This window comes from uncultured Streptomyces sp. (genome assembly GCF_947488945.1).
Classification (GTDB): domain Bacteria; phylum Actinomycetota; class Actinomycetes; order Streptomycetales; family Streptomycetaceae; genus Streptomyces.
This window is the reverse complement of record NZ_CANLBS010000014.1, coordinates 133,100-158,084: the sequence shown is the minus strand read 5'-3', so window position 1 is coordinate 158,084 and position 24,985 is coordinate 133,100. Positions and strand designations below refer to the sequence as shown.

Annotated in this window: 22 protein-coding genes and 1 tRNA gene; 11 read left to right on the top strand and 12 right to left on the bottom strand. The window is 73.1% G+C overall.

Annotated features, from left to right (window positions below):
• Positions 1-58 precede the first annotated feature (58 nt).
• The 5 genes from Q0994_RS22025 (at position 59) to Q0994_RS22005 (ending at position 6,287) form a co-directional block, all read left to right on the top strand.
• Positions 59-823 carry an IclR family transcriptional regulator gene (locus tag Q0994_RS22025; protein ID WP_299537664.1) on the top strand — a complete coding sequence of 255 codons (765 nt, stop codon included), beginning with the start codon at positions 59-61 and terminating at the stop codon, positions 821-823.
• A 492-nt stretch (positions 824-1,315) separates the two neighbouring features.
• On the top strand, positions 1,316-2,119 hold the full coding sequence (locus tag Q0994_RS22020) for an MIP/aquaporin family protein (protein ID WP_299537663.1): 804 nt from the start codon (positions 1,316-1,318) through the stop codon (positions 2,117-2,119).
• Between the two features lie 54 nt (positions 2,120-2,173).
• The gene (gene glpK, locus Q0994_RS22015) at positions 2,174-3,709 is read left to right on the top strand and encodes a glycerol kinase GlpK (protein WP_299537662.1); all 1,536 of its coding nucleotides are present in this window, start codon (positions 2,174-2,176) and stop codon (positions 3,707-3,709) included.
• 5 nt (positions 3,710-3,714) lie between these two features.
• The gene (locus tag Q0994_RS22010) at positions 3,715-5,322 is read left to right on the top strand and encodes a glycerol-3-phosphate dehydrogenase/oxidase (protein ID WP_299537660.1); all 1,608 of its coding nucleotides are present in this window, start codon (positions 3,715-3,717) and stop codon (positions 5,320-5,322) included.
• Between the two features lie 293 nt (positions 5,323-5,615).
• Positions 5,616-6,287 (top strand): FadR/GntR family transcriptional regulator, encoded by a 672-nt coding sequence (locus Q0994_RS22005; protein ID WP_299537659.1) that lies wholly within the window; start codon positions 5,616-5,618, stop codon positions 6,285-6,287.
• Between the two features lie 102 nt (positions 6,288-6,389).
• Here Q0994_RS22005 and Q0994_RS22000 read toward each other — a convergent pair whose 3' ends face one another.
• Positions 6,390-7,169 carry an SDR family NAD(P)-dependent oxidoreductase gene (locus Q0994_RS22000; RefSeq protein ID WP_299537658.1) on the bottom strand — a complete coding sequence of 260 codons (780 nt, stop codon included), beginning with the start codon at positions 7,167-7,169 and terminating at the stop codon, positions 6,390-6,392.
• On the bottom strand, positions 7,166-8,506 hold the full coding sequence (locus Q0994_RS21995; RefSeq protein WP_299537657.1) for an enolase C-terminal domain-like protein: 1,341 nt from the start codon (positions 8,504-8,506) through the stop codon (positions 7,166-7,168). Before Q0994_RS21995 ends, Q0994_RS22000 begins: the two co-directional genes overlap by 4 nt.
• Positions 8,507-8,794: 288 nt before the next feature.
• Between Q0994_RS21995 and Q0994_RS21990 the strand changes: the two genes are divergently transcribed.
• Complete coding sequence (locus tag Q0994_RS21990) at positions 8,795-9,844, top strand: PAC2 family protein (protein WP_299537656.1); 1,050 nt, start codon at positions 8,795-8,797, stop codon at positions 9,842-9,844.
• Between the two features lie 125 nt (positions 9,845-9,969).
• Here the strand turns inward: Q0994_RS21990 and mshC are convergent, their stop codons facing one another.
• The 4 genes from mshC to Q0994_RS21970 form a co-directional block, all read right to left on the bottom strand.
• Positions 9,970-11,199 carry a cysteine--1-D-myo-inosityl 2-amino-2-deoxy-alpha-D-glucopyranoside ligase gene (mshC, locus tag Q0994_RS21985; protein ID WP_299537654.1) on the bottom strand — a complete coding sequence of 410 codons (1,230 nt, stop codon included), beginning with the start codon at positions 11,197-11,199 and terminating at the stop codon, positions 9,970-9,972.
• A 108-nt stretch (positions 11,200-11,307) separates the two neighbouring features.
• Entirely contained in the window at positions 11,308-12,138 is an 831-nt protein-coding gene (locus Q0994_RS21980; protein WP_299537653.1) for an SCO1664 family protein, read from the bottom strand.
• Positions 12,102-12,692, bottom strand: coding sequence for a DUF3090 domain-containing protein (locus Q0994_RS21975; protein WP_299537652.1), 591 nt, complete (start codon positions 12,690-12,692; stop codon positions 12,102-12,104). The genes Q0994_RS21980 and Q0994_RS21975 overlap by 37 nt, the downstream gene beginning before the upstream one ends.
• A gap of 118 nt (positions 12,693-12,810) precedes the next feature.
• Positions 12,811-13,521 (bottom strand): histidine phosphatase family protein, encoded by a 711-nt coding sequence (locus Q0994_RS21970; RefSeq protein WP_299537651.1) that lies wholly within the window; start codon positions 13,519-13,521, stop codon positions 12,811-12,813.
• Positions 13,522-13,576: 55 nt separating this feature from the next.
• Here Q0994_RS21970 and corA point away from each other — a divergent pair, with 55 nt between their 5' ends.
• The gene (gene corA / locus Q0994_RS21965) at positions 13,577-14,581 is read left to right on the top strand and encodes a magnesium/cobalt transporter CorA (protein WP_299537650.1); all 1,005 of its coding nucleotides are present in this window, start codon (positions 13,577-13,579) and stop codon (positions 14,579-14,581) included.
• 67 nt (positions 14,582-14,648) lie between these two features.
• On the opposite strand, the gene Q0994_RS21960 is transcribed toward corA, so the two are convergent.
• Positions 14,649-15,437, bottom strand: a complete 789-nt coding sequence (locus Q0994_RS21960; RefSeq protein WP_299537649.1) for a ferritin-like domain-containing protein — start codon at positions 15,435-15,437, stop codon at positions 14,649-14,651.
• Between the two features lie 137 nt (positions 15,438-15,574).
• Entirely contained in the window at positions 15,575-16,627 is a 1,053-nt protein-coding gene (locus Q0994_RS21955) for an LLM class F420-dependent oxidoreductase (protein WP_299537648.1), read from the bottom strand.
• Positions 16,628-16,804: 177 nt separating this feature from the next.
• On the opposite strand from Q0994_RS21955, the gene Q0994_RS21950 reads away from it, so the two are divergent.
• Positions 16,805-17,788 carry an aldo/keto reductase gene (locus Q0994_RS21950; protein ID WP_299537647.1) on the top strand — a complete coding sequence of 328 codons (984 nt, stop codon included), beginning with the start codon at positions 16,805-16,807 and terminating at the stop codon, positions 17,786-17,788.
• Positions 17,785-20,190 (top strand): helix-hairpin-helix domain-containing protein, encoded by a 2,406-nt coding sequence (locus Q0994_RS21945; protein WP_299537645.1) that lies wholly within the window; start codon positions 17,785-17,787, stop codon positions 20,188-20,190. Before Q0994_RS21950 ends, Q0994_RS21945 begins: the two co-directional genes overlap by 4 nt.
• A gap of 235 nt (positions 20,191-20,425) precedes the next feature.
• Here Q0994_RS21945 and Q0994_RS21940 read toward each other — a convergent pair whose 3' ends face one another.
• Positions 20,426-21,091 (bottom strand): hypothetical protein, encoded by a 666-nt coding sequence (locus Q0994_RS21940; protein WP_299537644.1) that lies wholly within the window; start codon positions 21,089-21,091, stop codon positions 20,426-20,428.
• A 47-nt stretch (positions 21,092-21,138) separates the two neighbouring features.
• Here Q0994_RS21940 and Q0994_RS21935 point away from each other — a divergent pair, with 47 nt between their 5' ends.
• Positions 21,139-21,327, top strand: a complete 189-nt coding sequence (locus Q0994_RS21935) for a DUF5703 family protein (RefSeq protein ID WP_299537643.1) — start codon at positions 21,139-21,141, stop codon at positions 21,325-21,327.
• Between the two features lie 160 nt (positions 21,328-21,487).
• Here the strand turns inward: Q0994_RS21935 and Q0994_RS21930 are convergent, their stop codons facing one another.
• The 3 genes from Q0994_RS21930 to Q0994_RS21920 form a co-directional block, all read right to left on the bottom strand.
• On the bottom strand, positions 21,488-22,267 hold the full coding sequence (locus Q0994_RS21930) for a chaplin (protein ID WP_299537642.1): 780 nt from the start codon (positions 22,265-22,267) through the stop codon (positions 21,488-21,490).
• A gap of 133 nt (positions 22,268-22,400) precedes the next feature.
• The gene (gene chpH, locus Q0994_RS21925) at positions 22,401-22,634 is read right to left on the bottom strand and encodes a chaplin ChpH (RefSeq protein ID WP_299537641.1); all 234 of its coding nucleotides are present in this window, start codon (positions 22,632-22,634) and stop codon (positions 22,401-22,403) included.
• A 305-nt stretch (positions 22,635-22,939) separates the two neighbouring features.
• On the bottom strand, positions 22,940-24,274 hold the full coding sequence (locus Q0994_RS21920; protein WP_299537640.1) for a M20/M25/M40 family metallo-hydrolase: 1,335 nt from the start codon (positions 24,272-24,274) through the stop codon (positions 22,940-22,942).
• Between the two features lie 183 nt (positions 24,275-24,457).
• Here Q0994_RS21920 and Q0994_RS21915 point away from each other — a divergent pair.
• A tRNA-Leu gene (locus tag Q0994_RS21915) sits at positions 24,458-24,545 on the top strand.
• Positions 24,546-24,985 lie beyond the last annotated feature (440 nt).

Here is a 24,985-nt window from a genome sequence, read left to right as displayed (position 1 = left end):
TGTCGGCAACGGCCGATAGTGTTCTGCATGGTCGAACCGAGTGGAGGAATACGGCGCGATGGCCAAGAACATCCAGTCGCTGGAGCGGGCCGCGGCGATGCTCCGCCTGCTGGCGGGCGGCGAGCGCCGGCTGGGGCTGTCCGACATCGCCTCGTCGGTGGGGCTGGCCAAGGGCACCGCGCACGGCATCCTCCGCACCCTCCAGCACGAGGGGTTCGTCGAGCAGGATCCGGCGTCCGGCCGGTACCAGCTCGGCGCCGAGCTGTTGCGGCTGGGCAACAGCTACCTGGACGTCCACGAGCTGCGGGCCCGCGCGCTGGTGTGGACGGACGACCTGGCCCGGTCGAGCGGCGAGAGCGTGCACCTGGGTGTGCTGCACCAGCACGGGGTGCTCATCGTGCACCACGTCTTCCGCCCCGACGACAGCCGGCAGGTGCTGGAGGTCGGCGCGATGCAGCCGCTGCACTCCACGGCGCTGGGCAAGGTGATCACGGCGTACGACCCGGTCGCGCACACGGAGGCGGTGGAGTCCGAGCGGCGGGCCTTCACCGCCCGCACCACGACGGACGCGGCGGGTTTCGAGGAGATCCTCGACCTGACCCGGGCGCGCGGCTGGGCGTGCGACGTGGAGGAGACCTGGGAGGGGGTGGCCGCGGTGGCCGCCCCGGTGCACGACGGGCGCAGGATGCCGGTGGGCGCGGTGGCGGTCACCGGCGCCGTGGAGCGGCTGGCGCCGGGCGGCGAGCTGCGCACGGAGTTGGTCGCGGCGGTACGGGACTGCGCGCGGGCGGTCTCGCGGGACCTGGGCGCGGGGCGGTTCTGAGGACGGGGCGGGCCCCGCGGGCGGGGCGGCACCGGGGGACGGTGCGAGGCAGAAGGGCCCTGCGGAGCGCGTACCACGCGCTCCGCAGGGCCCTTCGGCGTGCACCGGGCCCGTCGGCGTCGCGGTCGGCCGCTGCCGCTGGTCCGCGCGCCGCCGGGTCCGCACAACCGGGCGTCCGGACGGCCGGCGCGGCCGTCCCGCGAGCCCTTGCGCCCGCCGCCCGGATGCCGAACCCGGGACGCCGGGTCAGTCTGAGGGCATCGGGTCGGGGCCGCACCCCTTGACTCCGTGGTCACTCAAGGGAAACATTGCCGTCGATCGGTCGGCATTGCCGAACGGCTCTCGGCAATACGCGTTAGTATGTGCCAGTGCCAGGGCCGGTCCAGCCCCTGCGGGCGGCACACCCACACGAGTGGTGGTCCGCCCCGGGGGCGCGCGCCACCGGGGACGACCGGTGGGGCGTTTCCCCTGGACGAAGGACGAAGGAGTCACGTGTCCAGCTCCGACATCTTCATCGGCGAGACGATCGGTACCGCCGTACTCATCCTGCTCGGCGCGGGCGTCTGCGCCGCCGTCACGCTCAAGAAGTCCAAGGCCGAGGGGGCCGGATGGGTCGCCATCACCTTCGGGTGGGGCTTCGCGGTCCTCACCGGCGCCTACCTCGCCGGCGGCGTGTCGGGAGCCCATCTCAACCCGGCGGTCACCCTCGGCCTCGCGGCGACGGGTGGCACCCCGTGGAGCGACGTACCGCTCTACATCGGCTCCCAGCTGCTGGGAGCCATGATCGGGGCCGTACTGACCTGGGTCACCTACTACGGCCAGTTCCGCGCCCACCTCACCGACCCGGAGATCGTCGCCGCGGCGGCGGCCGGGGCCGACGAGGACGAGGGGATGGTCGATCCCCAGGGCGCCCCGAAGGCCGGACCGGTGCTCGGCGTCTTCTCCACGGGCCCCGAGATCCGCAACTTCGCACAGAACGTCGCCACCGAGATCATCGCCACCGTGGTGCTGGTGCTGGCGATCCTGACGCAGGGGCTCAACGACGACGGCAACGGTCTCGGCACCCTCGGCGCCCTGATCACCGCCCTGGTCGTGGTCGGCATCGGCCTCTCCCTGGGCGGGCCCACCGGGTACGCCATCAACCCGGTCCGCGACCTCGGTCCGCGCATCGTGCACGCGCTGCTGCCGCTGCCGAACAAGGGCGGTTCGGACTGGGGGTACGCGTGGGTACCCGTCGTGGGACCGCTGATCGGCGGCCTCGCCGCCGGCGGCCTCTACAACGTCGCCTTCGCCTGACCGCCGGTCCCGAGCCGCCCCCGCACCCGCCACCCCCGACCCCCGGAGCACACCGTGACCGACGCGCACACCGCCGGACCGTTCATCGCGGCCATCGACCAGGGCACCACCTCGACCCGGTGCATCGTCTTCGACAAGGACGGACGCATCGTCTCCGTCGACCAGAAGGAGCACGAGCAGATCTTCCCCAAGCCCGGCTGGGTCGAGCACGACGCCACCGAGATCTGGGAGAACGTGCAGGAGGTGGTGGCCGCCGCCGTCGTGAAGGCCGGCATCACCGCCGAGGACGTCAAGGCGATCGGCATCACCAATCAGCGCGAGACCACCCTGCTGTGGGACAAGCACACCGGCGAGCCGGTGCACAACGCCATCGTCTGGCAGGACACCCGCACCGACGCGCTCTGCAAGGAGCTCGGCCGCAACGTCGGACAGGACCGCTTCCGCCGCCAGACCGGTCTGCCGCTCGCCTCCTACTTCGCCGGTCCCAAGATCCGCTGGCTGCTCGACCACGTCGACGGGCTCCGCGAGCGCGCCGAGCGGGGCGACATCCTCTTCGGCACCATGGACTCCTGGGTCATCTGGAACCTGACCGGCGGCACCGAGGGCGGCGTCCACGTCACCGACGTCACCAACGCCTCGCGCACCCTGTTGATGAACCTGCACGACATGCAGTGGGACCAGGGGATCGTGCGCTCCATGGACATCCCGGCGGCCGTGCTGCCCGAGATCCGGTCCTCGGCCGAGGTCTACGGCACCGCGAGCAGCGGGGTGCTGGCCGGCGTGCCGGTCGCCTCGGCGCTCGGTGACCAGCAGGCGGCGCTGTTCGGCCAGACCTGCTTCTCCGAGGGCGAGGCGAAGTCCACCTACGGCACCGGCACCTTCATGCTGATGAACACCGGCAACCGGCCGGTGAACTCGTACAACGGGCTGCTGACGACGGTCGGCTACCGGATCGGCGACCAGCCGACGGTGTACGCGCTGGAAGGGTCCATCGCGGTCACCGGCTCGCTCGTCCAGTGGATGCGCGACCAGATGGGGCTGATCAAGTCGGCCGCCGAGGTCGAGACGCTCGCCTCGTCCGTGGACGACAACGGCGGCGCCTACTTCGTGCCCGCGTTCTCCGGCCTCTTCGCCCCGTACTGGCGTCCCGACGCCCGCGGCATCATCGCCGGGCTCACCCGCTACGTCACCAAGGCGCACATCGCGCGGGCCGTCCTGGAGGCGACCGCCTGGCAGACCCGCGAGATCAGCGACGCCATGACCAAGGACTCCGGGGTCGAACTGACCACGCTCAAGGTCGACGGCGGGATGACCTCCAACAACCTGCTGATGCAGATGCTCACGGACTTCCTGGACGCCCCCGTGGTGCGCCCCATGGTCGCCGAGACCACCTGCCTCGGCGCGGCCTACGCCGCCGGCCTGGCGGTCGGCTTCTGGCCGGACACCGACACGCTGCGCGCCAACTGGCGCCGGGCCGCGGAGTGGACACCCCGCATGGACGCGGCCACGCGTGAGCGCGAGTACAAGAACTGGCTCAAGGCCGTACAGCGGTCCATGAGCTGGGTCGACGAGAACACTGCCGAAGGGTAAGCGACATGACCACCCCGCAGACCGCCCCCGTGCACGGGGCACACCCGGCCGGCGGCTCCCTCCCGGGCCGCGCCGAGACCAGGGACCGGCTGTCCCGGGAGACGTACGACCTCCTGGTGGTCGGCGGCGGCATCCTCGGCATCTCCACCGCCTGGCACGCCGCCCAGTCCGGGCTGCGGGTGGCCCTGGTGGACGCCGGCGACTTCGCCGGCGCCACCTCCTCGGCCTCCTCCAAGCTGCTGCACGGCGGTCTGCGCTACCTGCAGACCGGCGCCGTGAAGCTGGTGGCGGAGAACCACTTCGAGCGGCGGGCCGTATCCCGGGACGTGGCGCCGCACCTGGCGAGTCCGCTCACCTTCTACCTGCCCGTCTACAAGGGCGGCCCGCACGGGGCCGCCAAGCTGGGCGCGGGCGTCTTCGCCTACTCGGCGCTGTCCGCCTTCGGCGACGGCGTCGGCCATGTGATCAGCCCGCAGCGGGCCCGGCGCGACGTGCCCGAACTGCGTACGGACGGGCTGAAGGCGGTCGCCGTCTACGGCGACGACCAGATGAACGACGCCCGGATGGCGCTGATGACGGTCCGCGCGGCGGTCGCGGCCGGCGCCGTGGTGCTGAACCACGCCGCCGTCTCCGGCCTGCGGTTCACACGCGGCCGGGTGACCGGCGCGGAGCTGGAGGACCGGACCGACGGCACGGAGTTCGGCGTGTCGGCCCGCCTGGTGCTCAACGCCACCGGCCCGTGGGTCGACCACCTGCGGAGGCTGGAGAACCCGGCCGCGGCGCCCTCCGTGCGGCTCTCCAAGGGCGCGCACCTGGTACTGAAGCGCACCGCACCGTGGAACGCCGCCCTGGCCACCCCGATCGACAAGTACCGCATCACCTTCGCCCTGCCGTGGGAGGACATGCTGCTGCTCGGCACGACCGACGAGGAGTACGAGGGCGACCCGGCCGACGTGGCGGTGACCGAGGCGGACACCGCCCAGATCCTGGAGGAGGCGGCGTTCTCCGTCCGGGACCGGCAGCTCTCCCGCGACCTGATCACCTACTCCTTCGCCGGGCTGCGGGTGCTGCCCGGCGGACCGGGCGACACCTCGAAGGCGAAGCGCGAGACGGTCGTGACGGAGGGGCCGGGCGGGATGCTCTCGGTGGCGGGCGGGAAGTGGACGACCTTCCGCCACATCGGCCGCACGATCATGGAGAAGCTGGCCGCACTCCCCGGGCACCCGCTGGAGCACGACATGGAGCCGATGTCGCGGCTGCCGAAGAAGGTGCCGCTGCCCGGCATCGCCAGCCCCGACGCGGTGACCCACCGGCTGCTGGCCGGCGGCGGCACGGACGTCCCGCTGACCGCGGACACCGCACGCCACCTCGCGACGCACTACGGTTCGCTCGCCTTCGACATCGTGCGGCTGGCCGACGAGGACCCCGCGCTGGCCGAGCGCGTCCACCCGGACGCGCCGGAGATCTGGGCGCAGGTCGCGTACGCGCGGGACCAGGAGTGGGCCGAGACCGCCGACGACGTGCTGCGCCGCCGCACCACGCTCACCATCCGGGGGCTCGCCACGGACGGCATCCGGAGCAGGGTCGAGGCCATGCTGGCGGACCGCCGCTGACCGGCCGCGGCGCGTGGCCCCCGAGGGGCGGTTTCCGGTGGGCGGTTCCCCGTGGGGAGCCGCCCACCGGGGCGTTCCCCCCGGACGATCCGAAGCCCGGCGCCGCATTCACTCCGCGTCGCGAGCAGCCGTCACTACGGGTGGGGAGGAGCGGGACGTTCGGCAGGTGCGGGACGACCGGTTGCGGGTATTCTTCGGGCGCTCCGCCCGCGCGGCTCTTCCGGGGAGCTCTGTCCCCCATAATGGGACGAGACATCGGATCTCTCTACCCCGCACCTTCCTGGAGGACCGTCATGGCCGTCACCGACGAGGCGATCGAGAAGATCAAGGGGATGATCGTCTCGGGTGCCCTCCGGCCGGGCGACCGCCTCCCGAAGGAGAGCGAACTCGCGAGCGAGCTGGGCCTGTCGCGCAACTCGCTGCGCGAGGCGGTGCGGGCACTGTCGCTGATCAGGGTGCTCGACGTGCGCCAGGGCGACGGCACCTACGTGACCAGTCTGGACCCCCAACTCCTGCTGGAGGCGCTGAGCTTCGTCGTCGACTTCCACCGCGACGACACGGTGCTGGAGTTCCTGGCCGTCCGCCGCATCCTGGAACCGGCGGCGACGGCGATGGCCGCCAGCCTGATCGACGAGGCGTCGCTGGACGCCCTCGACGCGCACCTCGACGCCCTGGGCGACGAGCCCTCGGTGGAGGAACTGGTCGTCTCCGACCTGGAGTTCCACCGGCGGATCGTCGGCGCCTCCGGGAACATGGTGCTCTGCTCCCTGCTGGACGGCCTGGCCGGCCCGACGACCAGGGCGCGGGTGTGGCGGGGGCTCACGCAGCGGGACGCGGTGAGCCGGACCCTGATGGAGCACCGGGCGATCGTGGCGGCGCTGCGCGACCGGGACGCGGACGCGGCCCGCGCCTGGGCGACGGCGCACGTGGCGAGCGTGGAGCAGTGGCTGCGCTCGACGCTCTGAGCCCTCCGCACCGGGCCGCGGCTGACCCGCACCCGGTCGCCCGGCGGCCGGGCGGCGCGGGACCCGCGCGGCTCCCCGCACCGGCCGCAGCGACCGGGTGCGTCAGCTGTCGGCGGGGCGCAGGCGCAGCCCCTGCATCCCGCCGTCGACGGCGAGGGCGATGCCGGTGACGGAGCCGGCGGCGGGGCTGGCCAGGTAGGCGACGGCCGCGGCGACCTCGTCGGCGGAGACCAGCCGGCCGAGCGGCTGGCGGGCGTTGAGCGCGGCGCGTTCGGCCTCCGGGTCGTCCGCTTGGCCGAGCAGCCGGCCGATCCACGGGGTGTCCGCGGTGCCGGGGTTGACGCAGTTGACGCGGATGCCCTCGCGCACGTGGTCGGCGGCCATGGCCAGGGTCAGCGACTGCACGGCGCCCTTGCTGGCGCTGTACAGCGCGCGGGCGGGCAGCCCCGCGGTGGCGGCGATGGAGCAGGTGTGGGTGATGGAGACGGCGCCGGGACGCTCGGCGGCGGCGGTCCGCAGGTGCGGCAGCGCGTGCCGGGCGGCGCGGACCATGCCGAGGACGTTGATGTCCAGGACGCGGGTCCACTCGGCGTCGTCGTTGTCCTCGACGGTGCCGATGGAGCCGATCCCGGCGTTGGATACCAGGGTGGTCAGTCCGCCCAGTTCGGCGGCGGCGCGTTCGACGGCCTTCTTGACGGCGGCGTCGTCGGTCACGTCGGCCTTGACGGCGAAGGCGCCTTCGGGCGCTCCCCCGGTCTCCCGGTCGAGGACCGCGACCCGGGCGCCGCGCGCCATCAGGTGGGTCGCGACGGCGGCCCCGATGCCGGACGCGCCGCCGGTGACGAGTGCGGAGAGTCCTTCGAAGTCTGCGGTGCCGGTCATCGGCCGGCCTCCTCGTGGGTGCGGCGAGCCTGCCAGACGGGGCCCTCCGGGTAGGTGTGTTCGGCGATCGACGCGGGGTGCATGCGGGCGGAGAAGCCCGGGGCGCGGGGGGTGACGTAGCGGCCGTGGTCGATGACGGCCGGGTCCACGAAGTGCTCGTGCAGGTGGTCCACGTACTCGATGACGCGGTCCTGCCAGGTGCCGGAGACGGCGACGAAGTCGAACATGGAGAGGTGCTGGACCAGTTCGCACAGGCCGACGCCGCCGGCGTGCGGGCAGACGGGCACGTCGAACTTGGCGGCGAGCAGCAGGATCGCCAGGTTCTCGTTGACGCCGGCGACCCGCGCCGAGTCGATCTGGACGAAGTCGACGGCGCCGGCCTGCAGGAGCTGCTTGAACACGACGCGGTTGGCGACGTGTTCGCCGGTGGCGACCTTCACGGGCTGGCCGGCCCGGATGGCGGCGTGGGCGAGGACGTCGTCGGGACTGGTGGGCTCCTCGATCCAGTACGGGTCGAAGGGGGCCAGGGTCTTCATCCACTCCAGGGCCCCGGCGACGTCCCAGCGCTGGTTGGCGTCGACGGCGATCCTGATGTCCGGGCCGACGGCCTCACGGGCCAGCGCCAGGCGGTGCACGTCCGCGTCGCGGTCGGCGCCGACCTTCAGCTTGATCTGGGTGAAGCCGTCCTCGACGGCCTCCTTGGCGAGCCGTACCAGCTTCTCGTCGTCGTAGCCGAGCCAGCCGGGCGAGGTGGTGTAGGCGGGGTAGCCCCGTTCGAGCAGTTCCGCGGTGCGCGCGGCGCGGCCGGGTTCGGCGGCGCGCAGGATGCCGAGCGCCTCCTCGGGGGTCAGCGCGTCGGTGAGGTAGCGGAAGTCGACCAGGGAGACGATCTCCTCGGGCGTCATGGAGGCGAGGAACTGCCACACCGGCAGGCCGGCGGCTTTCGCGGCCATGTCCCAGGCGGCGTTGACGACCGCGCCGGCCGCCATGTGCATCACGCCCTTCTCGGGCCCGAGCCAGCGCAGCTGCGAATCGTGCGTCAGATCGCGGTACAGGGCGGCGAGATCCGCGGCGGTACGGGGGGCGGGGCGGCCCACCACGTGCGGCGCGAGCGCCTGGATCGCCGCGGCCATCACGTCGTTGCCGCGGCCGATGGTGAAGCAGAAGCCGTGGCCCTCGTCGCCGGCCGCGGCACCGGCGCCGGCGTCACCGGCACGCAGGACGACGTAGGCCGCGGAGTAGTCGGGGTCGGGGTTCATGGCGTCCGAGCCGTCGAGCTCCTCCGAGGTGGGGAAGCGGATGTCCCGGACCTCGACGTCCGTGATGGTCTGTCTCATGGGGCCCCCAAGGTAGTGGAACATCGGACCTTTCATCGGTCATCCGATGTATAGCTTCCCGAACCCCCGACAGTCCAGTCACGAGCAGCGCACTGGCCAAAGATTTACGCCACAGCTCGGATGAATCTGTTCCGTGATGCCCGGATTCGACCGCTACCGGATCACCGTGTGACCGGTGTCGCGCCTGATGGGTCCGGCTTCACCCGCCCGTGCAAAGCGCTGACGGTTGGGCATGCTCCACGCCGTAAGGTTGGTGCGTACGCAAGGGAACTTCGGAAGGAGGCCTGGGTGATCGAGCTCGAGGGGGTACCCGAGCTGGTCGACCCGGTCATGGTGGCCGCGTTCGAGGGCTGGAACGACGCCGGTGACGCCGCCTCCACAGCGGTCGGACATCTGGACCGGGAATGGAAGGGCGAGGTGTTCGCGGCGCTCGACGCCGAGGACTACTACGACTTCCAGGTCAACCGCCCCACGGTGTGGCTGGACGGCGGGGTCCGCAAGGTCACGTGGCCCACGACCCGGCTGTCCGTGATCCGGGTCGGCGGCGACACGCCGCGCGACCTCGTCCTGGTCCGCGGCATCGAGCCGTCCATGCGCTGGCGCTCGTTCTGCAACGAGCTGCTGGGCTTCGCGCATGAACTCGGCGTCGAGATGGTGGTGATCCTCGGCGCGCTGCTGGGCGACACCCCGCACACCAGGCCGGTGCCGGTCAGCGGCGTCACGTCCGATCCCGACCTCGCGCGGACCATGGACCTGGAGGAGACCCGGTACGAGGGGCCGACCGGCATCGTCGGCATCCTCCAGGAGGCGGCCACCCACGCCGGCATCCCGACCGTCAGCCTCTGGGCGGCGGTGCCGCACTACGTGTCGCAGCCGCCGAACCCCAAGGCCACGCTGGCGCTGCTGAACCGGCTGGAGGACCTGCTGAGCCTGCGCATCCCGCTCGGCGAGCTGCCCGAGGACGCCCGCGCCTGGCAGGTCGGCGTGGACCAGCTCGCCGCGGAGGACAGCGAGGTCGCGGAGTACGTCCAGACGCTGGAGGAGGCGCGGGACACCGCCGAGCTGCCCGAGGCGTCGGGCGAGGCCATCGCGCGGGAGTTCGAGCGCTATCTGCGGCGCCGCGACCCCGCCGCCGGTCAGGCTCCCGGCGGCCACGCGACGGACGGCGATGTACCGTATCTGCGCGATCCGGCAGGTGGCCGCACCCGCCCGCCGAAGCCGCAGCGTCCCGAGGCGGGCGAGGACCCCGGCGGCTCGCGCGGCGGCCGGGACGCCTCTTCCGGGCAGGACCAGGACGACGAGAAGCCGGACGAGTCGACCGGCGACCCGGACGACTGACCCCGCGCGGACACCGGGACGGCAGAGACCCGGACCGCAGACCCACCGGGACGGCCCCGGACCTCCGCAGGGAGGTCCGGGGCCGCCGTCGTACACGGGACGCCGGTGTCAGCGGGGCTCCGGTGTCACAGGGCCACGCCCAGCAGGGCGTCGACGGTGCGCGACACCAGGCCGGGCGCACCCTCGTCGGTGCCGCCGCTCTCGCTCTGGAGGGCGGCCCAGTGGTCCACCGCGGCAAGCGCCGTCGCGGTGTCGAGGTCGTCGGAGAGCGCGGCGCGAACCTCCTCGACGAGCGCGTCGGCGGACGGCCCGTCGGGGCGGGAGACCGCGGCGCGCCAGCGGCCGAGCCGGGCGACCGCGTCGGCGAGCACCTGGTCGGTCCACTCCCAGTCGGAGCGGTAGTGGTGGGCGAGCAGGGCCAGCCGGATCGCCGCCGGGTCGACGCCCTCGCGGCGGAGCGTGGAGACGAAGACCAGGTTGCCGCGGGACTTCGACATCTTCTCGCCGTCCAGCCCGACCATGCCGGCGTGGACGTACGCCTGGGCGAACGGGTGCTCGCCGGTCAGCACCTGGGCGTGCGAGGCGCCCATCTCGTGGTGCGGGAAGGCGAGGTCGGAGCCGCCGCCCTGGACGTCGAACCCCATCCCGAGGTGGTCGAGGGCGATGGCGACGCACTCGATGTGCCAGCCGGGCCGTCCGGCGCCGAGGGAGGCGCCGTCCCAGCTCGGCTCACCCGGACGGGCGGCCATCCAGAGCATGGGGTCGAGGGGGTTCTTCTTGCCGGCGCGGTCCGGGTCGCCGCCGCGCTCGGCGGACAGGATCCGCATCGCCTCGGCGTCGAGGCCGGAGACCCCGCCGAAGTGCGGGTCGGTGTCGACGGAGAAGTACACGTCCCCTTCGAGCTCGTACGCGGCACCGGCGGCGAGCAGCCGCTCGACGAGGGGCACGATGCCGGGTATGGCCTCGACCGCGCCGATGTAGTGCTGCGGGGGGAGCATGCGCAGGGCGGTCATGTCCTCCCGGAAGAGTGCGGTCTCGCGCTCGGCGAGCGCGGTCCAGTCCTCGCCGTCGCGTACGGCCCGCTCCAGCAGCGGATCATCCACGTCGGTCACGTTCTGGACGTAGTGAACCTGCCGCTTGGTGTCGAGCCACACGCGCTGAACGAGGTCGAACGCGTTGTAGGTCGCCGCATGACCCATGTGGGTCGCGTCGTACGGCGTGATGCCGCAGACGTAGATGCGGGCGACGGGACCGGGGTCAAGGGTGATCCGTCCGCCGGTCGCGGTGTCGTGGATCCGAAGGTCGCGGCCCTTGCCAGGCAGGGCGGGGACCTCAGAAGCGGGCCAGGCATGCATGTCATGAGCGTAACCGGACGACGCTTCCGGATACGAACCGGATGGCCAATCATGTCCGGAGACACACTCTTGACAGCGGCGCCGGGCGCGGTCCGCGGGCCGGTCGGCTCAGACCGGCGGCCAGGGGATGGCCGGCCACTGCCCGCTCGGCACCGGGTGGAGGCGGGCGGCGAGCAGCGCCGCCACCCGGTCGCGCACCGCGGTCACCTCGGCGGGAGTGATCAGCGCGGCCAGCCGGCCGGCGAGCGGTCCGCCGTCCTTCAGCACCCCCGTGAGCTCCTCCAGGACCGCCACGGCCTCCTCGGTCAGCGGCTCGCCCGCCCACCCCCAGAGCAGGGTGCGGAGCTTGTCGTCGGTGTGGAAGGTGACCCCGTGGTCGATGCCGTACAGCGATCCGTCGGCGGCGGGCAGCAGGTGGCCGCCCTTGCGGTCGCTGTTGTTGATCACGGCGTCGAGCACGGCGAGGCGGCGCAGCCGGGCGTCGTCCGCGTGCACCAGCAGCGCGGTCCTGCCCTCCCCCACCTCGGCCTGTCCGACCGCCTTCCAGCCGTCGCCGGGCTCCTCCCCCTCGACGAGGGCGAGCAGCGGCGGCGCGTCGGCGGCGGTGTCGATCCAGAGCTGGCACATGCCCTCGCCGTACGGGCCGTCCCGCAGGACGGTCGGCGGCACGAGGTCCCAGCCGGTCGCGGCGGAGATCTCGTAGGCGGCGACCTCCCGTTCGGCCAGCGTGCCGTCGGGGAAGTCCCACAGCGGCCGCTCGCCCGCGACGGGCTTGTAGACGCAGGTGAGCTCGACGCCCTCGTGCTCCACGGTGCAGTGGAGCACCGCGTTGGAGGCGCCCTCGATGCGTCCGAGGACCGTGAGCCGCCCTTCGCCGAGGACGGCGGCGGTGCCGGTGTCCGTCATGCTCCGCGACGGTATCCGTTCTGGCGCGGGCATACGTGTCCCTCCGGGTCGAGCGGCAGGCTGCACAGCGGGCAGGGCGGGCGGCCGGCGTTGACGACGTCCAGCGCACGCTTGGCGAACGCCCGTGCCTGGGCCCCCGTGAGGCGGACCCGGAGCATGGGCGGGCCGTTCTCGTCGTCCTGGAGCATCTTCTCCTCGGCCGCCGCGAGGTCGTCCTCCGAGCCGGCGTCGAGCTCGACCAGCGCCTGGGCCTCGACGATCATGCGCTGTTCGTCGCCGTCCCAGGCGAGCGCCATGGTGCCGACGCGGAACTCCTCCTCGACGGGGGTGTCGAGGGGGGCGGTGTCGTGCACGTCCGTGGGCGCGACGGCCGGCACCGGCGAGTTGCCCCCGGTGCGGCGGACGACCTCGTCAAGCAGTTCGTCGATCCGCTCGGCCAGCGCGGAGACCTGGGTCTTCTCCAGGGCCACGCTGGTGACCCGGCCCTGGGACGACGCCTGGAGGAAAAACGTACGGCGGCCAGGCAGCCCGACCGTGCCGGCCACGAACCGGTCCGGCGGGTCGTAGAGGAACACCTGACGGGACACGTTTTGTCTCCCTAGAAGATCGACGGCGGACGGTGGCGGCGCCCGGTCTCCCGGGCGCGCCGTTGCGGAGGTCGCCCGGAGGGTGCCTACGGCGCGTCCACCCTACTGCCCGGAGAGATCACGGTGCCCCAGCGCCGCCCCCGACGGCGGCGTCCGATCCGCCGTCGGCCGCCGCGTCCGCCCCGGCGCCGTGCGCGGCGGGCGCCAGCCCCGCGAGGTCTCCGGTGTCGCCGAGCCGCAGCAGGAAGGGGCGCAGCCGGGTGTAGCGGATAGCGGTGACCGAGCAGGGATCGGCGTGCAGGCGCTGGAACAGGTCCAGGTGCATGCCGAGAGCGTCGGCGACGACCGACTTGATGATGTCGCCGTGCGAGCACATGACGTACGCGGCGTCCTCGCCGTGCTCGTCGGCAACGCGGGCGTTCCAGGTCCGGACGGCTTCGACCGCGCGGGCCTGCATCGCGCGCATGGACTCGCCGCCGGGGAAGGCCGCCGCGGACGGGTGCTGCTGGACGAGGGACATCAGCGGCTCGTCGGAGAGCTCGGCGAGTTTGCGGCCCGACCAGTCCCCGTAGTCGCACTCGCTGAGGCCGTCCTCGACGTGCAGCGGGAGGTCCGGGCGGGCGTCGAGCAGGGGCTGGAGCGTCTGGCGGCAGCGTTCCAGCGGGCTGCTGACGGCGGCGGCGAGGGGGATCCGGGCGAGGCGGCCGGGCAGGGCGGCGGCCTGTTCGGCGCCGCGTTCGTCGAGGGAGACTCCGGGGGTGCGGCCCGCGAGCACACCGGAGGTGTTGGCGGTGGAGCGGCCGTGTCGTACGAGGATCAGCGTGGGCATGCGGGCCAGCGTAATTCGAGCGCCGAGGTGCGTAGGGGGCGAGGCGGGGGGAAGAATGCCCGCCGTGATCGTGGACTGTGCCATTTACCGGGACGGGCGCCGGACCGACGGCCCCGAGGACTTCTCCGACGCGCTCGCCGAGGCGCGCAGGGGCGGGGAGGCGTTCCTGTGGATCGGGCTGCACGAGCCGACGGAGAAGGAGTTCGATCTCGTCAGCTCGGAGTTCGGCCTGCATCCCCTCGCGGTGGAGGACGCCCTCAGCGCCCACCAGCGCCCGAAGCTGGAGGTGTACGACGACTCGCTCTTCGTCGTGCTGAAGCCGGTGGTGTACGAGCCGGAGAGCGACACGGTCAGCGCCGACGAGCTGATGGTGTTCATAGGCGACTCGTTCGTGGTGACCGTCCGGCACGGCGAGGGCGCCCCGCTGGCTGCCGTGCGGCGGCGGCTGGAAGCCGAGCCTCAGGTGCTGCGGCAGGGCCCGACGGCGGTGCTGTACGCGGTGAGCGACGCGATCGTGGACCATTACATCGATGTGGCGGGCGAGCTGCAGGTGGACCTGGAGGAACTGGAGACCGAGGTGTTCGCGCCGAGCGGCTCCGGGGGTTCGGGGAATTCACAGACGACGGCCGGCCGCATCTACACCTTCAAGCGGCAGGTGCTGGAGTTCCGCCGGGCGGCGAACCCGCTGGCGGCCCCGATGGCCCGGCTGGCCGGTGCGGGCGTGCCGTTCGTGCACGACGAGTCGCAGCCGTTCTTCCGTGACGTCAGCGACCACCTGACGCGCGCCACCGAGCAGGTGGAGGGACTCGACCGGCTGCTGTCGGACATCCTGTCCGCCCATCTCGCGCAGATGGGCGTGCGGCAGAACGACGACATGCGCAAGATCTCGGCGTGGGCCGCGATGGCCGCCGTGCCGACGATGGTGGCGGGGATCTACGGCATGAACTTCGACCACATGCCGGAGCTGCACTGGGTCTGGACCTATCCGGCGGTGATCGCGCTGATGGGCGGGCTGGTGTTCTTCCTGTACCGGATGTTCAAGCGGCGCGGCTGGCTCTGAGCCGCGCACGCGCCGCCGCAACGACGCGTGCGCGCCCCCGCCGGGGCGGGGGCGCGCGGGAAGACGGTCAGGCGAACCCGGGGGCGGGCGCCGGGGCACCGCCCAGCGCGTTGCGCCGTTCGGGTGTCTTCAGGCTGACCATGCGGTGCCACCCGGCCAGCCGCTCCCAGGCGTACATCGCGCGGATGCCGGCCGCGAGGGCGGCGGACTTGGGCCGGGGCCAGCCGAGCAGTGCGCCCATGTGCGCCATGACGGCGAGGCTGACGTCGCGGTAGACGACGATCTCGGCGAGCGCGCACTCGCGCAGCGTGCGCTGGATCAGCCGGCCGTGGCCCTCGCGGGCGAGGCGCAGCAGTTCCTCGTGGCAGTAGGCGAGGTGGTTGTCCTCGTCGTTCGAGATCATCTTCACGGCGCGGCCGACGTCGGGGTGGTCGCCGAAGTAGTGGCGCAGCATCCGCATCTGCTCGGAGGCGCGCTGCTCGGTGACGCGGCTGTGGGCCAGATAGGTGATGATGTCGCGTTCGGAGAGCGGGGTGCCGCTCTGCAGCCGGGCGTGCGAGAGCCCGATGCCGTTCTCCTCCAGGAGCATCGTGTAATCGGTGTCGTGCGGGACCTCCGCGGGCGGCAGGTTCCGCTTCTTCAGCAGCGCGTGGAAGATCCTGCCGTGCTTGTCCTCGTCCGCGCCGTGCCGGGCGATCTTGGGGCCGAGCTCGCGCTGGCTCTCCGGGACGAGCGCGGCGATCCGGGCGTTCTCCCAGCCGCCCTGGGCCTCGCCGCCCGCGGCGATGGAGCAGAACAGCCGGAAGGACGCGTCGTGGTCGAGGATCTCCTCGAAGAGACTCTTCGCCGAAAGCATCGTTGCCACCTCCGTGCGGATGTACCGGTTCCGTCGCCAGTTCCGCTGGGCCAGTACAAGGCGGTACGGGACGGTAGGCAACCGGAGCGGGGGCGGGGCCCGCCGTACCGGTCCCCGCCCGCCGCGGTGGCTTGCGGCTACTCGGCCAGGCCGGACAGCTCCAATGCCTCGGTGCCGGCGCGGACGGCGGCGATCCGCTCCTCCCGCGTGAAGCCGGCCGGCGCCAGGGTGAGCGTGGTGACGCCCGCGGCGGCGTACGCCTGCATGCGCTCCGCGATCCGCTGCACCGGCCCGAGCAGCGTGGTCTGGTCGATGAGCCGGTGCGGGACGGCGGCGCCGGCGCCCGTCTTGTCGCCGGAGAGGTACTTGTCCTGGATCTCGGCGGCTTCCTTCTCGTAGCCCATCCGCTGGGCGAGCTGGTTGTAGAAGTTCTGCTTCCGGCTGCCCATGCCGCCGACGTACAGGGCGGTGTAGGGGCGGAACATGTCGGCGAGGCCGGGCACGTCGTCGCCGACGGCGAGCGGCACGGTCGGGCAGACGTCGAAGCCCTCCATGGTCTTGCCGGCCTTCTCGCGGCCCGCGCGCAGGTGCCGGACCGCCGTCTCCTCCAGGTGGTCGGCGGAGGGGAAGATCAGCAGGGCGCCGTCGGCGATCTCGCCGGTCTGCTCCAGGTTCTTCGGGCCGATCGCGGCGATGTAGAGCGGGATGTGCTCGCGCTGCGGGTGCACGGTGAGCTTGATCGGCTTGCCGGGACCGCCGGGCAGCGGCAGCGTCCAGTGCTGTCCGTCGTACGTGAGGCGCTCGCGGGACATGGCCTTGCGGACGATCTCGACGTACTCGCGGGTGCGGGCCAGCGGCTTGTCGAAGGTGACGCCGTACCAGCCCTCGGAGACCTGGGGGCCGGAGACGCCGAGGCCGAGGCGGAAGCGGCCGCCGGAGAGCGAGTCGAGGGTGGCGGCCGTCATGGCCGTCATCGCGGGCTGACGGGCCGGGATCTGCATGATCGCGGAGCCGACGTCGATGGACTCGGTCTGCGCGGCGACCCAGGTGAGCACGGTGGGCGCGTCGGAGCCGTACGCCTCGGCGGCCCAGCAGACGTCGTATCCGAGCCGGTCGGCCTCCTGCGCGACGGCGAGGTTGTCGCCGTCCATCCCCGCGCCCCAGTAACCGAGATTGATGCCGAGCCGCATAGCCGCTCCCCTTACTGATCAGTAACGTCCCTGTGCGCCGGACTCTAGCGCGCCCCGCCCCGAATCGGCAGGCCCCGGGTCCGGCCTGTGGACGACACGCCGTCCACGTGAACCGGTGGGCAGAGGTTGTCCACAGGCCGGTGTCCGCCGGGGCCCCGGCCAGTAATCTCGGCGCACATGGAGCAGAGGCATCTCGGCCGCACCGGCCTTCGTGTGTCCCGGATCGGGCTCGGCACGCTCACCTGGGGCCGGGACACGGACGAGCACGACGCCGCCGACCAGTTGAAGGTCTTCTGGGACGCGGGCGGCACCCTCGTGGACACCGCCGACGTCTACGGCGGCGGCGAGGCGGAGTACCTCCTCGGCAAGCTGCTGGGCGGGCTGGTGCCGCGCGAGGACCTGGTGGTCGCCACCAAGGCGGGCAGCGTCCGCGACCCGTACCGCAGGTTCAACGGCTCGCGCGGCCATCTGCTGTCCGCCCTGGACGCCTCCCTGGAGCGGCTGGGAACCGACTACGTGGACCTGTGGCAGGTGCACGCCTTCGACCCGGTGACCCCGCTGGAGGAGACGCTCCAGGTGCTGGACCTCGCGGTCTCCTCCGGCCGCGTCCGGTACGCCGGGGTGTGCCAGTTCTCCGGCTGGCAGCTCGCCAAGGCCGCCACCTGGCAGCTCGCCGCGCCCGGCACCCGGACCCGGCTGGCCGGGACGCAGATGGAGTACTCGCTGGTGCAGCGGGGCGTCGAGCGGGAGGTGCTGCCGGCCGCCCTCGACCTCGGGGTGGGGCTGCTGCCGTCGTCCCCCCTGGGGCGCGGGGTGCTGACCGGGAAGTACCGCACGGGCATGCCCGCCGACTCACGGGCCGCGTCGGAGCAGCTGGCCCCGTTCGTGGAGCCGTACCTCGACGAGTCGGCGCGGCGCATCGTGGACGCGGTCGCCACGGCCGCCGAGGGGCTCGCCACCACCCCGCTCCAGGTGGCGCTCGCGTGGGTGCGGGACCGTCCGGGCGTGGTGGCCCCGATCGTCGGCGCGCGCAACGCGCGGCAGCTCTCGGAGGCATTGTCGGTGGAGGCGCTTAGTCTTCCTGACGAGATCTGCCAGGCGCTCGACGACGTGTCGGCGCCCGTGCACCGCTATCCCGACCAGGACTGGAGCACGCTGTGACTGCGCTTCCCCGAGGGGAAACCCCCGGCCCCTCGGACGAGGACCCGACGCCCGGCGCGGACGCCGGCGCCCCGCCCGACCCCGCCCTCCCGGCGGACGGCCGGGCCCCGGCCCCCGACGACGGCTCCCACGGGGCGCCCGAGGCCGCGGAACCGGCCGGTGGGACCCCGGAGACCGGCGGGGACGGTGCGGCGGCCGAGGACGGCACGACGGAGGCCGGCGGCGCCTCCGGTGGCGGCGCGGAGGAGGGCGGTGACGGTGACGATGACGGGAGCCAGACCGTCGCCGGGGGCACGCCGGACGCCCAGGGCTCCGAGACGCAGCTCTCCGAGGCGCAGGCCGAGCTCGCCGCCCAGCGCGAACTGCGCAAACGCATCGAGGAGCGCAAGGCCGCCAGGGCCGGCGCGGTCGAGGCCGGGGCGAAGCTGAGCGGCACCGCCGCCGAACTCCTCGCGGCGGTCCGCGCCGTGGAGAGCGGCGCCGAGCCGGACACCACCTTCTTCGACTCCCCCGCCGCCGCGCCCGCACCGCGTCGCGCGGCCCCCGAGAGCACCCCGGCCCCCGCGCGCCCGAGGGCGCCCGCGCCCGCGTCGGCGGCCCCGGAGGCCGCCCCCGAGGCGCTGGCCGACGTCGCGCAGGTGCTGGCCGCCGGCGGCGCGCCCGAGGCTCTGGCCCGGCCCGCCGTCGCGGCGCTGGGCGGTCAGGCGGCAGGCGTCCTGCGGGACGACCCGTGGCAGCTGCTGTCGGTGCCCGGCGTACGCCCCGAGCAGGCCGACGGTTTCGCCCGTGCTCTGCTGGGCGACGCCTGCGGGCCCGACGACGGGCGCAGGACCGCCGCTCTGACCGGCTGGCTGCTGGAGCGGGCGGCGCTGCTCGGCCACACCGCCCAGGAGCTGGACACGGTGGCGGCGGGTCTCGCGGAGCGCGGGGTGAGCGATCCCCGGGCCGCAGTGGAGCACGCGGTCGCCGAGGGGGTCGTGCTGGTCTTCCAGGAGGGCTTCGACCCGGCCGGCGAGGGCGACACCGGACCGCACGAGGTGGCGGACGACACGGCGGACCACGGGGCGGACGAGGCGGAAGGGCACGAGGACGGCGGCGCGGCCGACGGCCAGGCCGTCGAGCCGGCCCCGGTGCTGCTGGGCCTGGACCGGTACGCGCTGGCGGAGGAGAGCCTCGCCGACGGCCTCTCCCGGCTGATCAACGCGTGCGGCAAGGGCGCCGACTGGGCGGAGGCCGCGTCGGCGGCCCCCTCCGCCTCGGCCGCCGAGCTGATCCGCGCGGTGGGCGGAGCCGGGCTCGTCGCGCACTGCGGCGGGGAGGCGGCGCGCGCCGAGCCCGCCGCGCTGATCGCCGCCGCCCGCGGGCTGGGGCTGCGCGCCCTCGGCACGGCGCACAGCCCGGACGGCAGGCGCCGGCTGGCCGAGGCCGTCGGCGCACCGGAGGCCGCGGTCACCCTGGCCGGTCTGCTGTCCGGCGCGGAGGGCCCCGGACGGGACGCGGAGGGCGCGCTCGCCCTGGACCTGCTGGTGGTGCTCGACGCACCGCAACTGGACGTGGAGGGCGCCGCGATGCTGGTGGAGTCGCTGGCCGACGGATCTCGCCTGGTGCTGAGCGGCGACCCGGGGGTGCTCGGTTCGGCGGGCGCCGGCCGGGTCTTCGGCGACGTGCTCGCCTCCCGGGCGTGTCCGCAGGTCGTCTCCCGCACGCCGGACCCCGGCCCGGTCGGCGAGCTGGTCTCCGGGATCGGCATCGGGGAGCTGAACGCCGTGGCGGCGCCGGGCAAGGAGGTGGTGATCGTGCCGGTGCGCGACGCCGGCGAGGCGATCCACCGCACCGTGCAGCTGGTGGCCGACTCGGTGCCGCGCGCGTTCTCCATCCCGTCCGCCGACACCCAGGTCGTCACGGTCGGCCACGGGGGCGCGGCGGGCACCGTCGCGCTCAACGCGGCGCTGAAGGAGCGGCTGAATCCGGGGCCGGGCCGCTTCGGCGGCTTCGACCCGGGCGACCGCGTGGTGCACGTACCGGCGCCGGGGCGGGCGGTGCCGGGCGTCGTCGTGTCCGCGGACGCCGAAGGGCTGCGGCTGGACTGTTCCGGGGAGCCCGTCGTGGTGCCGCAGGCGCTGGTCGCGTCGGCGGTCCGGCACGGCTGGGCGCTGAGCGCCCACCAGGCGGCCGGGATGCGCTGGCCGGCCGCGGTGGTCGTGCTGCCCGGCGACGCCGCGGCCGGACTGAGCAGGCCGTGGGTGTACACCGCCTTCGGCCGGGCGGAGCGCCACCTGTCCGTGGTGCACGGTGTGGACCAGGCGCTGCCCCGAGCCGTCGCCGGTGTCCCGGCACAGGAGCGGACGACGCGGCTCCGTGCGCTGCTCGAAGCGTTGCCGACGCCCGACGCGGCTTCCTGAGACCGGTGTCCGGGTGCCGCAGGGCCCCCGGACCCGCAACGACGAGGGGCGGGGTCCGGCACGCATGCCGGACCCCGCCCCTTTCCGTACCCCGGCGGCCGTCGTGCGGGGCCCGTTCGTGCCCCGCTGGGCCACCTCGCTGAGCCCGTTCGTGCCCCGGCGGGCCGCCCTGCGGGGCCCTGCTCGGTACCCCGGCGGGCCGCCCCGCCCTGCCTGCCGGACGCGGCCCGGCCGGTCAGATGCCGCCCGCCGGGAGAACGTCGTGGTCCTCCTCCGCGTCGTCCTCGTCCTCGTCGAAGACCGCGCTGACGTCGAACCGGCACACCACCAGTTCGGGATCGGCGTCGTCGAAGGGCGCGGCCAGCCACTCCCCCGGTTCGGGCAGTTCCTCGGCCGCCGACACCCAGAGCGTGGAGTCGCCTTCCTCCAGCCCGAACTCCTCGTGCCGGGAGGCGATCTCGTCCGGCTCGTACTCCCCGAACAGCACGCCCAGGGCGGCGTGGACGCTGCCGGCGACCTCGGCGGCGGCCCCCTCGTCGTGTTCGCCGGGGTCGCCGTCCACGATGCGCTGGGCCTGCGCGAACAGTCGCGGCGGCTCCGCGACCGCGTAGTCCCGCCGGATCAGCACGCTGAGCGCGTGGGGTTCCGTCGGGCCGGCGTACGGCGGCATGGAATCGTCCGCCGCCGGGATCTCGAAGGGGGTGACCTCGTCATGGCGTTCGTAGAGAAGTTCGTCGTAGACCTCGGCGGCGGCGGCCAGGGCGTTGAACGCCTCGTAGACAGCGGGATCCTCGTCCCCGCTACGGCGTTCGACCGCGTCGAGGTGACGGTCGAGCGCGGCCTTCACCGCTTCGGCGGCGGCACGTACCTCGGCAGCGGTGGGCTGCGCAGCATCAGACATGAAGCAGACGCTATCCGTACCGGGCCTGTGCCCGCACAATAGATTCGATGCCGGAATACGAATTTGTCGACGTGTACGTGCCGCGCGGGGTGTCCCGCAAGGATGCGGCCCGACTGCTGACCGACCACGCCGAGTACGGGCACTGGGAGCTGGACCGCCTGACGCTGCGCCGCGACGGCAGTCGCCGGGTGCGGCTGAGGCGGCGGATCATCCGCCAGCTCCGGGCCACCTGGTGACCGGGTAGAGAGCGGTGGCCGGGCCGCGACCCGGCCACCGTTCCGCCCCGACGGACGCGGAGAAGCGGGCCCCGTCACGACGGGACCCGCTCGGTCTTCCCCACCGGTCCGGCGCCCACGGCACCGGACCGTCATGCGTGCCTGCGCGGACGCAGGACCCTCAGGCGGCGCTGCGCGAGCGCCGGTAGAGCACGGTCCCCGCACCGGCGAGCATCAGCCCCGCACCGGCCGGGATCAGCAGGTCGAGCCCGCCCGCTCCGGTCTGCGCGAGCTGCTCACCCGGCGCCTCGTGCGGCTCGGGGGCGTTCGGCTCGGTCGGCTCGTTCGCCGGCGGAAGAACCGGCGGCTCCTCCGGCGTGACCGGCGGCTTCTCCGGCACCTCGGTCGGCGGAGTCACCTCCACGTCGTTGGCGCATTCGTTGCCGAAGGTCGGGTTCAGCAGACCGATGACGTCCACGGAGTTGCCGCACACGTTGACCGGGACGCTGATCGGCGCCTGCACGCTGTTGCCGGACAGGATGCCCGGCGAGCCCGCGGTGACCGACTCCGCCGTGGCGCCGCCCGCGCCGCCGCGGTGGCGGCCGGTGCCCTCCCCGTCGTGCCGGGCCGTGGTGTCGCCCGCCGTGGAGCCGCGTCCAGGCCGGGAGGTACCGGACGACGCGTGGTCGTAGCCGGTGTCCGGCGCGGCGGCTTCCTGCGTGCCGTTCTCGCAGTCGTTGCCGAAGGACGGGTTGAGCAGTCCGACGACGTCCACGGAATTCCCGCAGACGTTCACCGGAATCTCGACCGGGATCTGGACCGAATTCCCTGACAGCACCCCCGGGGAATTCGTCGCGGAGCTCGCCGCCCCCGAGTCGGCGTGCGCGTAGCCGCCTCCGAGCGCGAGCACTCCGCCCGCGGCCGCCATGGTGATCAGGCCCTTACGAGTGACCTGTCGCATAGGTTGTTTCCTGCCTTCTGCCTTCCGAAAAACCCCCGGACACGACCGTGCGAGGGCCGAATGCCGAACGGCCCCGGAGCGCGTGGCGCACTCCGGGGCCGCCGGCTCAAACCCTTACGGGTTGACCCACACGTCAGTCGTTGACGCAGACGTTGCCGAAGGCGGGGTTCAGCAGGCCGATCACGGAGATCGTGTTACCGCACACGTTCACCGGGACGTGGACCGGGACCTGGATGACGTTGCCCGAGATGACACCGGGGCTGCCGATGGCGGCACCCTGCGCACCCGAGTCGGCGACGGCCATGCCGGCACCCGCGAGAACGAGACCACCGGTAGCAGCCGCAGCAGCGACGACCTTCTTGATCATGTTTCCTCCTAGTTGGAAAGTGCGGTCCCAGCCGCGGACCGCACCCCTTGTAACGAGGAGGCGCGAGGGGGGCTACGAGCACCCGCCCCCTTTCACTCTTTCCGGTGAGAGTCGTACGGGCGGGCGAATATCGGCCCATATTTTCGTGTGCCAGGCACGTGCCGCGGTCGGCCGCGGGGAGACGGCACCGGCCGGGCCGCGGGCACGGCGCCGGCCGCCTCTCCGGGGCAATCCCGGCGGCAGAGGGATTCTCCCGGAGCGCGCCGACGAGGGCCGGCCGGAACGAAAATCCCACCGTCAACACATCAGCTGTGATCGATGAACCGGTCCAGCACCCGGACGCCGAACTGCAGTCCGTCCACCGGGACCCGCTCGTCCACGCCGTGGAACATCCCGGCGAAGTCGAGTTCCGGCGGCAGCTTCAGCGGCGCGAAGCCGAAGCCGCGGATCCCGAGGTCGTCGAAGGACTTCGCGTCGGTTCCGGCCGACAGCATGTACGGCACGGCGCGGGCGATCGGGTCCTCGGCCACCAGCGCCTTCTGCATCGCGTCCACGAGCGCGCCGTCGAAGGTGGTCTCCAGCGCCTTGTCGGCGTGCACGTCCTCCCGCTTCACGTTCGGGCCGAGGATGCGGTCCAGGTCCGCCAGGAACTCCTCCTCGTAGCCCGGCAGGTAGCGGCCGTCCACGTGGGCGGTGGCCTGGCCGGGGATGACGTTGACCTTGTAGCCGGCGCCGAGCTGGGTGGGGTTGGCGGTGTTCTGCAGGGAGGCGCCGATGAGCTTGGAGATGCCGCCCAGCTTGGCCAGCGTCTCGTCCATGTTCTCGGGGTCGAGCTCGGTGCCGAGGGCGTCGGACAGCTCGTCCAGGAAGTGGCGCAGGGTCTTGGTGACCCGGACCGGGAACTTGTGCCGGCCCAGCCGCCCGACCGCCTCGGACAACTCGGTGATCGCGTTGTCCTTGTGGATCATCGACCCGTGTCCGGCGGTGCCGTCCACGGTCAGCTTCATCCAGTGCATGCCCTTCTGGGCCGTTTCCACGAGGTAGAGCCGGAGCTTCTCGTTGACGGTGAAGGAGAAGCCGCCGACCTCGCTGATCGCCTCGGTGACGCCTTCGAACAGCTCGGGGTGGTGGTCGACCAGGTAACGGGCGCCATAGGTGCCGCCCGCCTCCTCGTCGGCCACGAACGCGAGCACGATGTCGCGCGGGGGCTTGCGGCCGGTCCGCATGCGCTCGCGGACCACCGCGAGCGTCATCGCGTCCATGTCCTTCATGTCGACCGCGCCCCGGCCCCAGACGCAGCCGTCCGCGATCTCACCGGAGAAGGGGTCGTGGGTCCAGTCCGCCGCGTTGGCGGGCACGACGTCGGTGTGGCCGTGGATGAGCAGCGCGGGCCGGGAGGGGTCCTCGCCCTCGATCCGCGCCACCGTGGAGGCGCGTCCCTTGTGGGACTCGAAGATCTTCGGCTCCAGGCCGACCTCGGCGAGCTTCTCCGCGACGTACTCGGCGGCGAGCCGCTCTCCGGGGCCCGAGTGGTCCCCGTAGTTGCTGGTGTCGATCCGGATCAGGTCACGACAGAGGTCGACGACCTCGCTCTCGGCGTTCCGGCCCGAACCGGTCCGTGCCGTGCTGGTATCGCTCACGCTGCTTCCTTTCACTGTCACTGTGCTGCTCCCCCTCATCCTCGCGCGGTCCCGCCGCACACCCAAGGCCGCCCACCCCCCGTCACGCACCGTTCACACGTCGGGGGCGTGATCGAGCACCCCCGGATGTTTGCTATTGTTTTCCACGTCGGAACGGGCACGGGCCCGCGAGACAGACACCTTGTCCGGGTGGCGGAATGGCAGACGCGCTAGCTTGAGGTGCTAGTGCCCTTTATCGGGCGTGGGGGTTCAAGTCCCCCCTCGGACACCAGCAGAGACCCCACTTCACGTGGGGTTTTTCTGTTTTCCGGGCCGTGGCACGGCCGCCGGCCGAACGCATGGGGGCCACCCCGGGCCCTGCCCGGCCCGCCGCCGACCGCGAGGCCCGTGTGCGACCGCCGCGAACCAGGTGCAGACGCGGCGGAAGCCACGGTGGTTGCCGCGCCCCGCGTGGCTCATGCACTCCACGTCGACTGCCGCACCGTCCGTCGAGGGCTTCGCCCCGCACGTGGAGCCGAGGCATTCCGCCCCGAACGTCACGTCCGTGTCCGGGTGCCGCGCGATCCGGTGCCGCGCGAACCGGCTGAGCGACCGGGTCACCGCCCGCGCGCCGTCCTGTGCGGGCGGCGCCGGATCCCCGCTCCCGCCGGTACGGAAACGGGGCCCGGACCGGGTCGTCGAGGACGCGGTCGGGGCCCCGCTTCCGGGCGG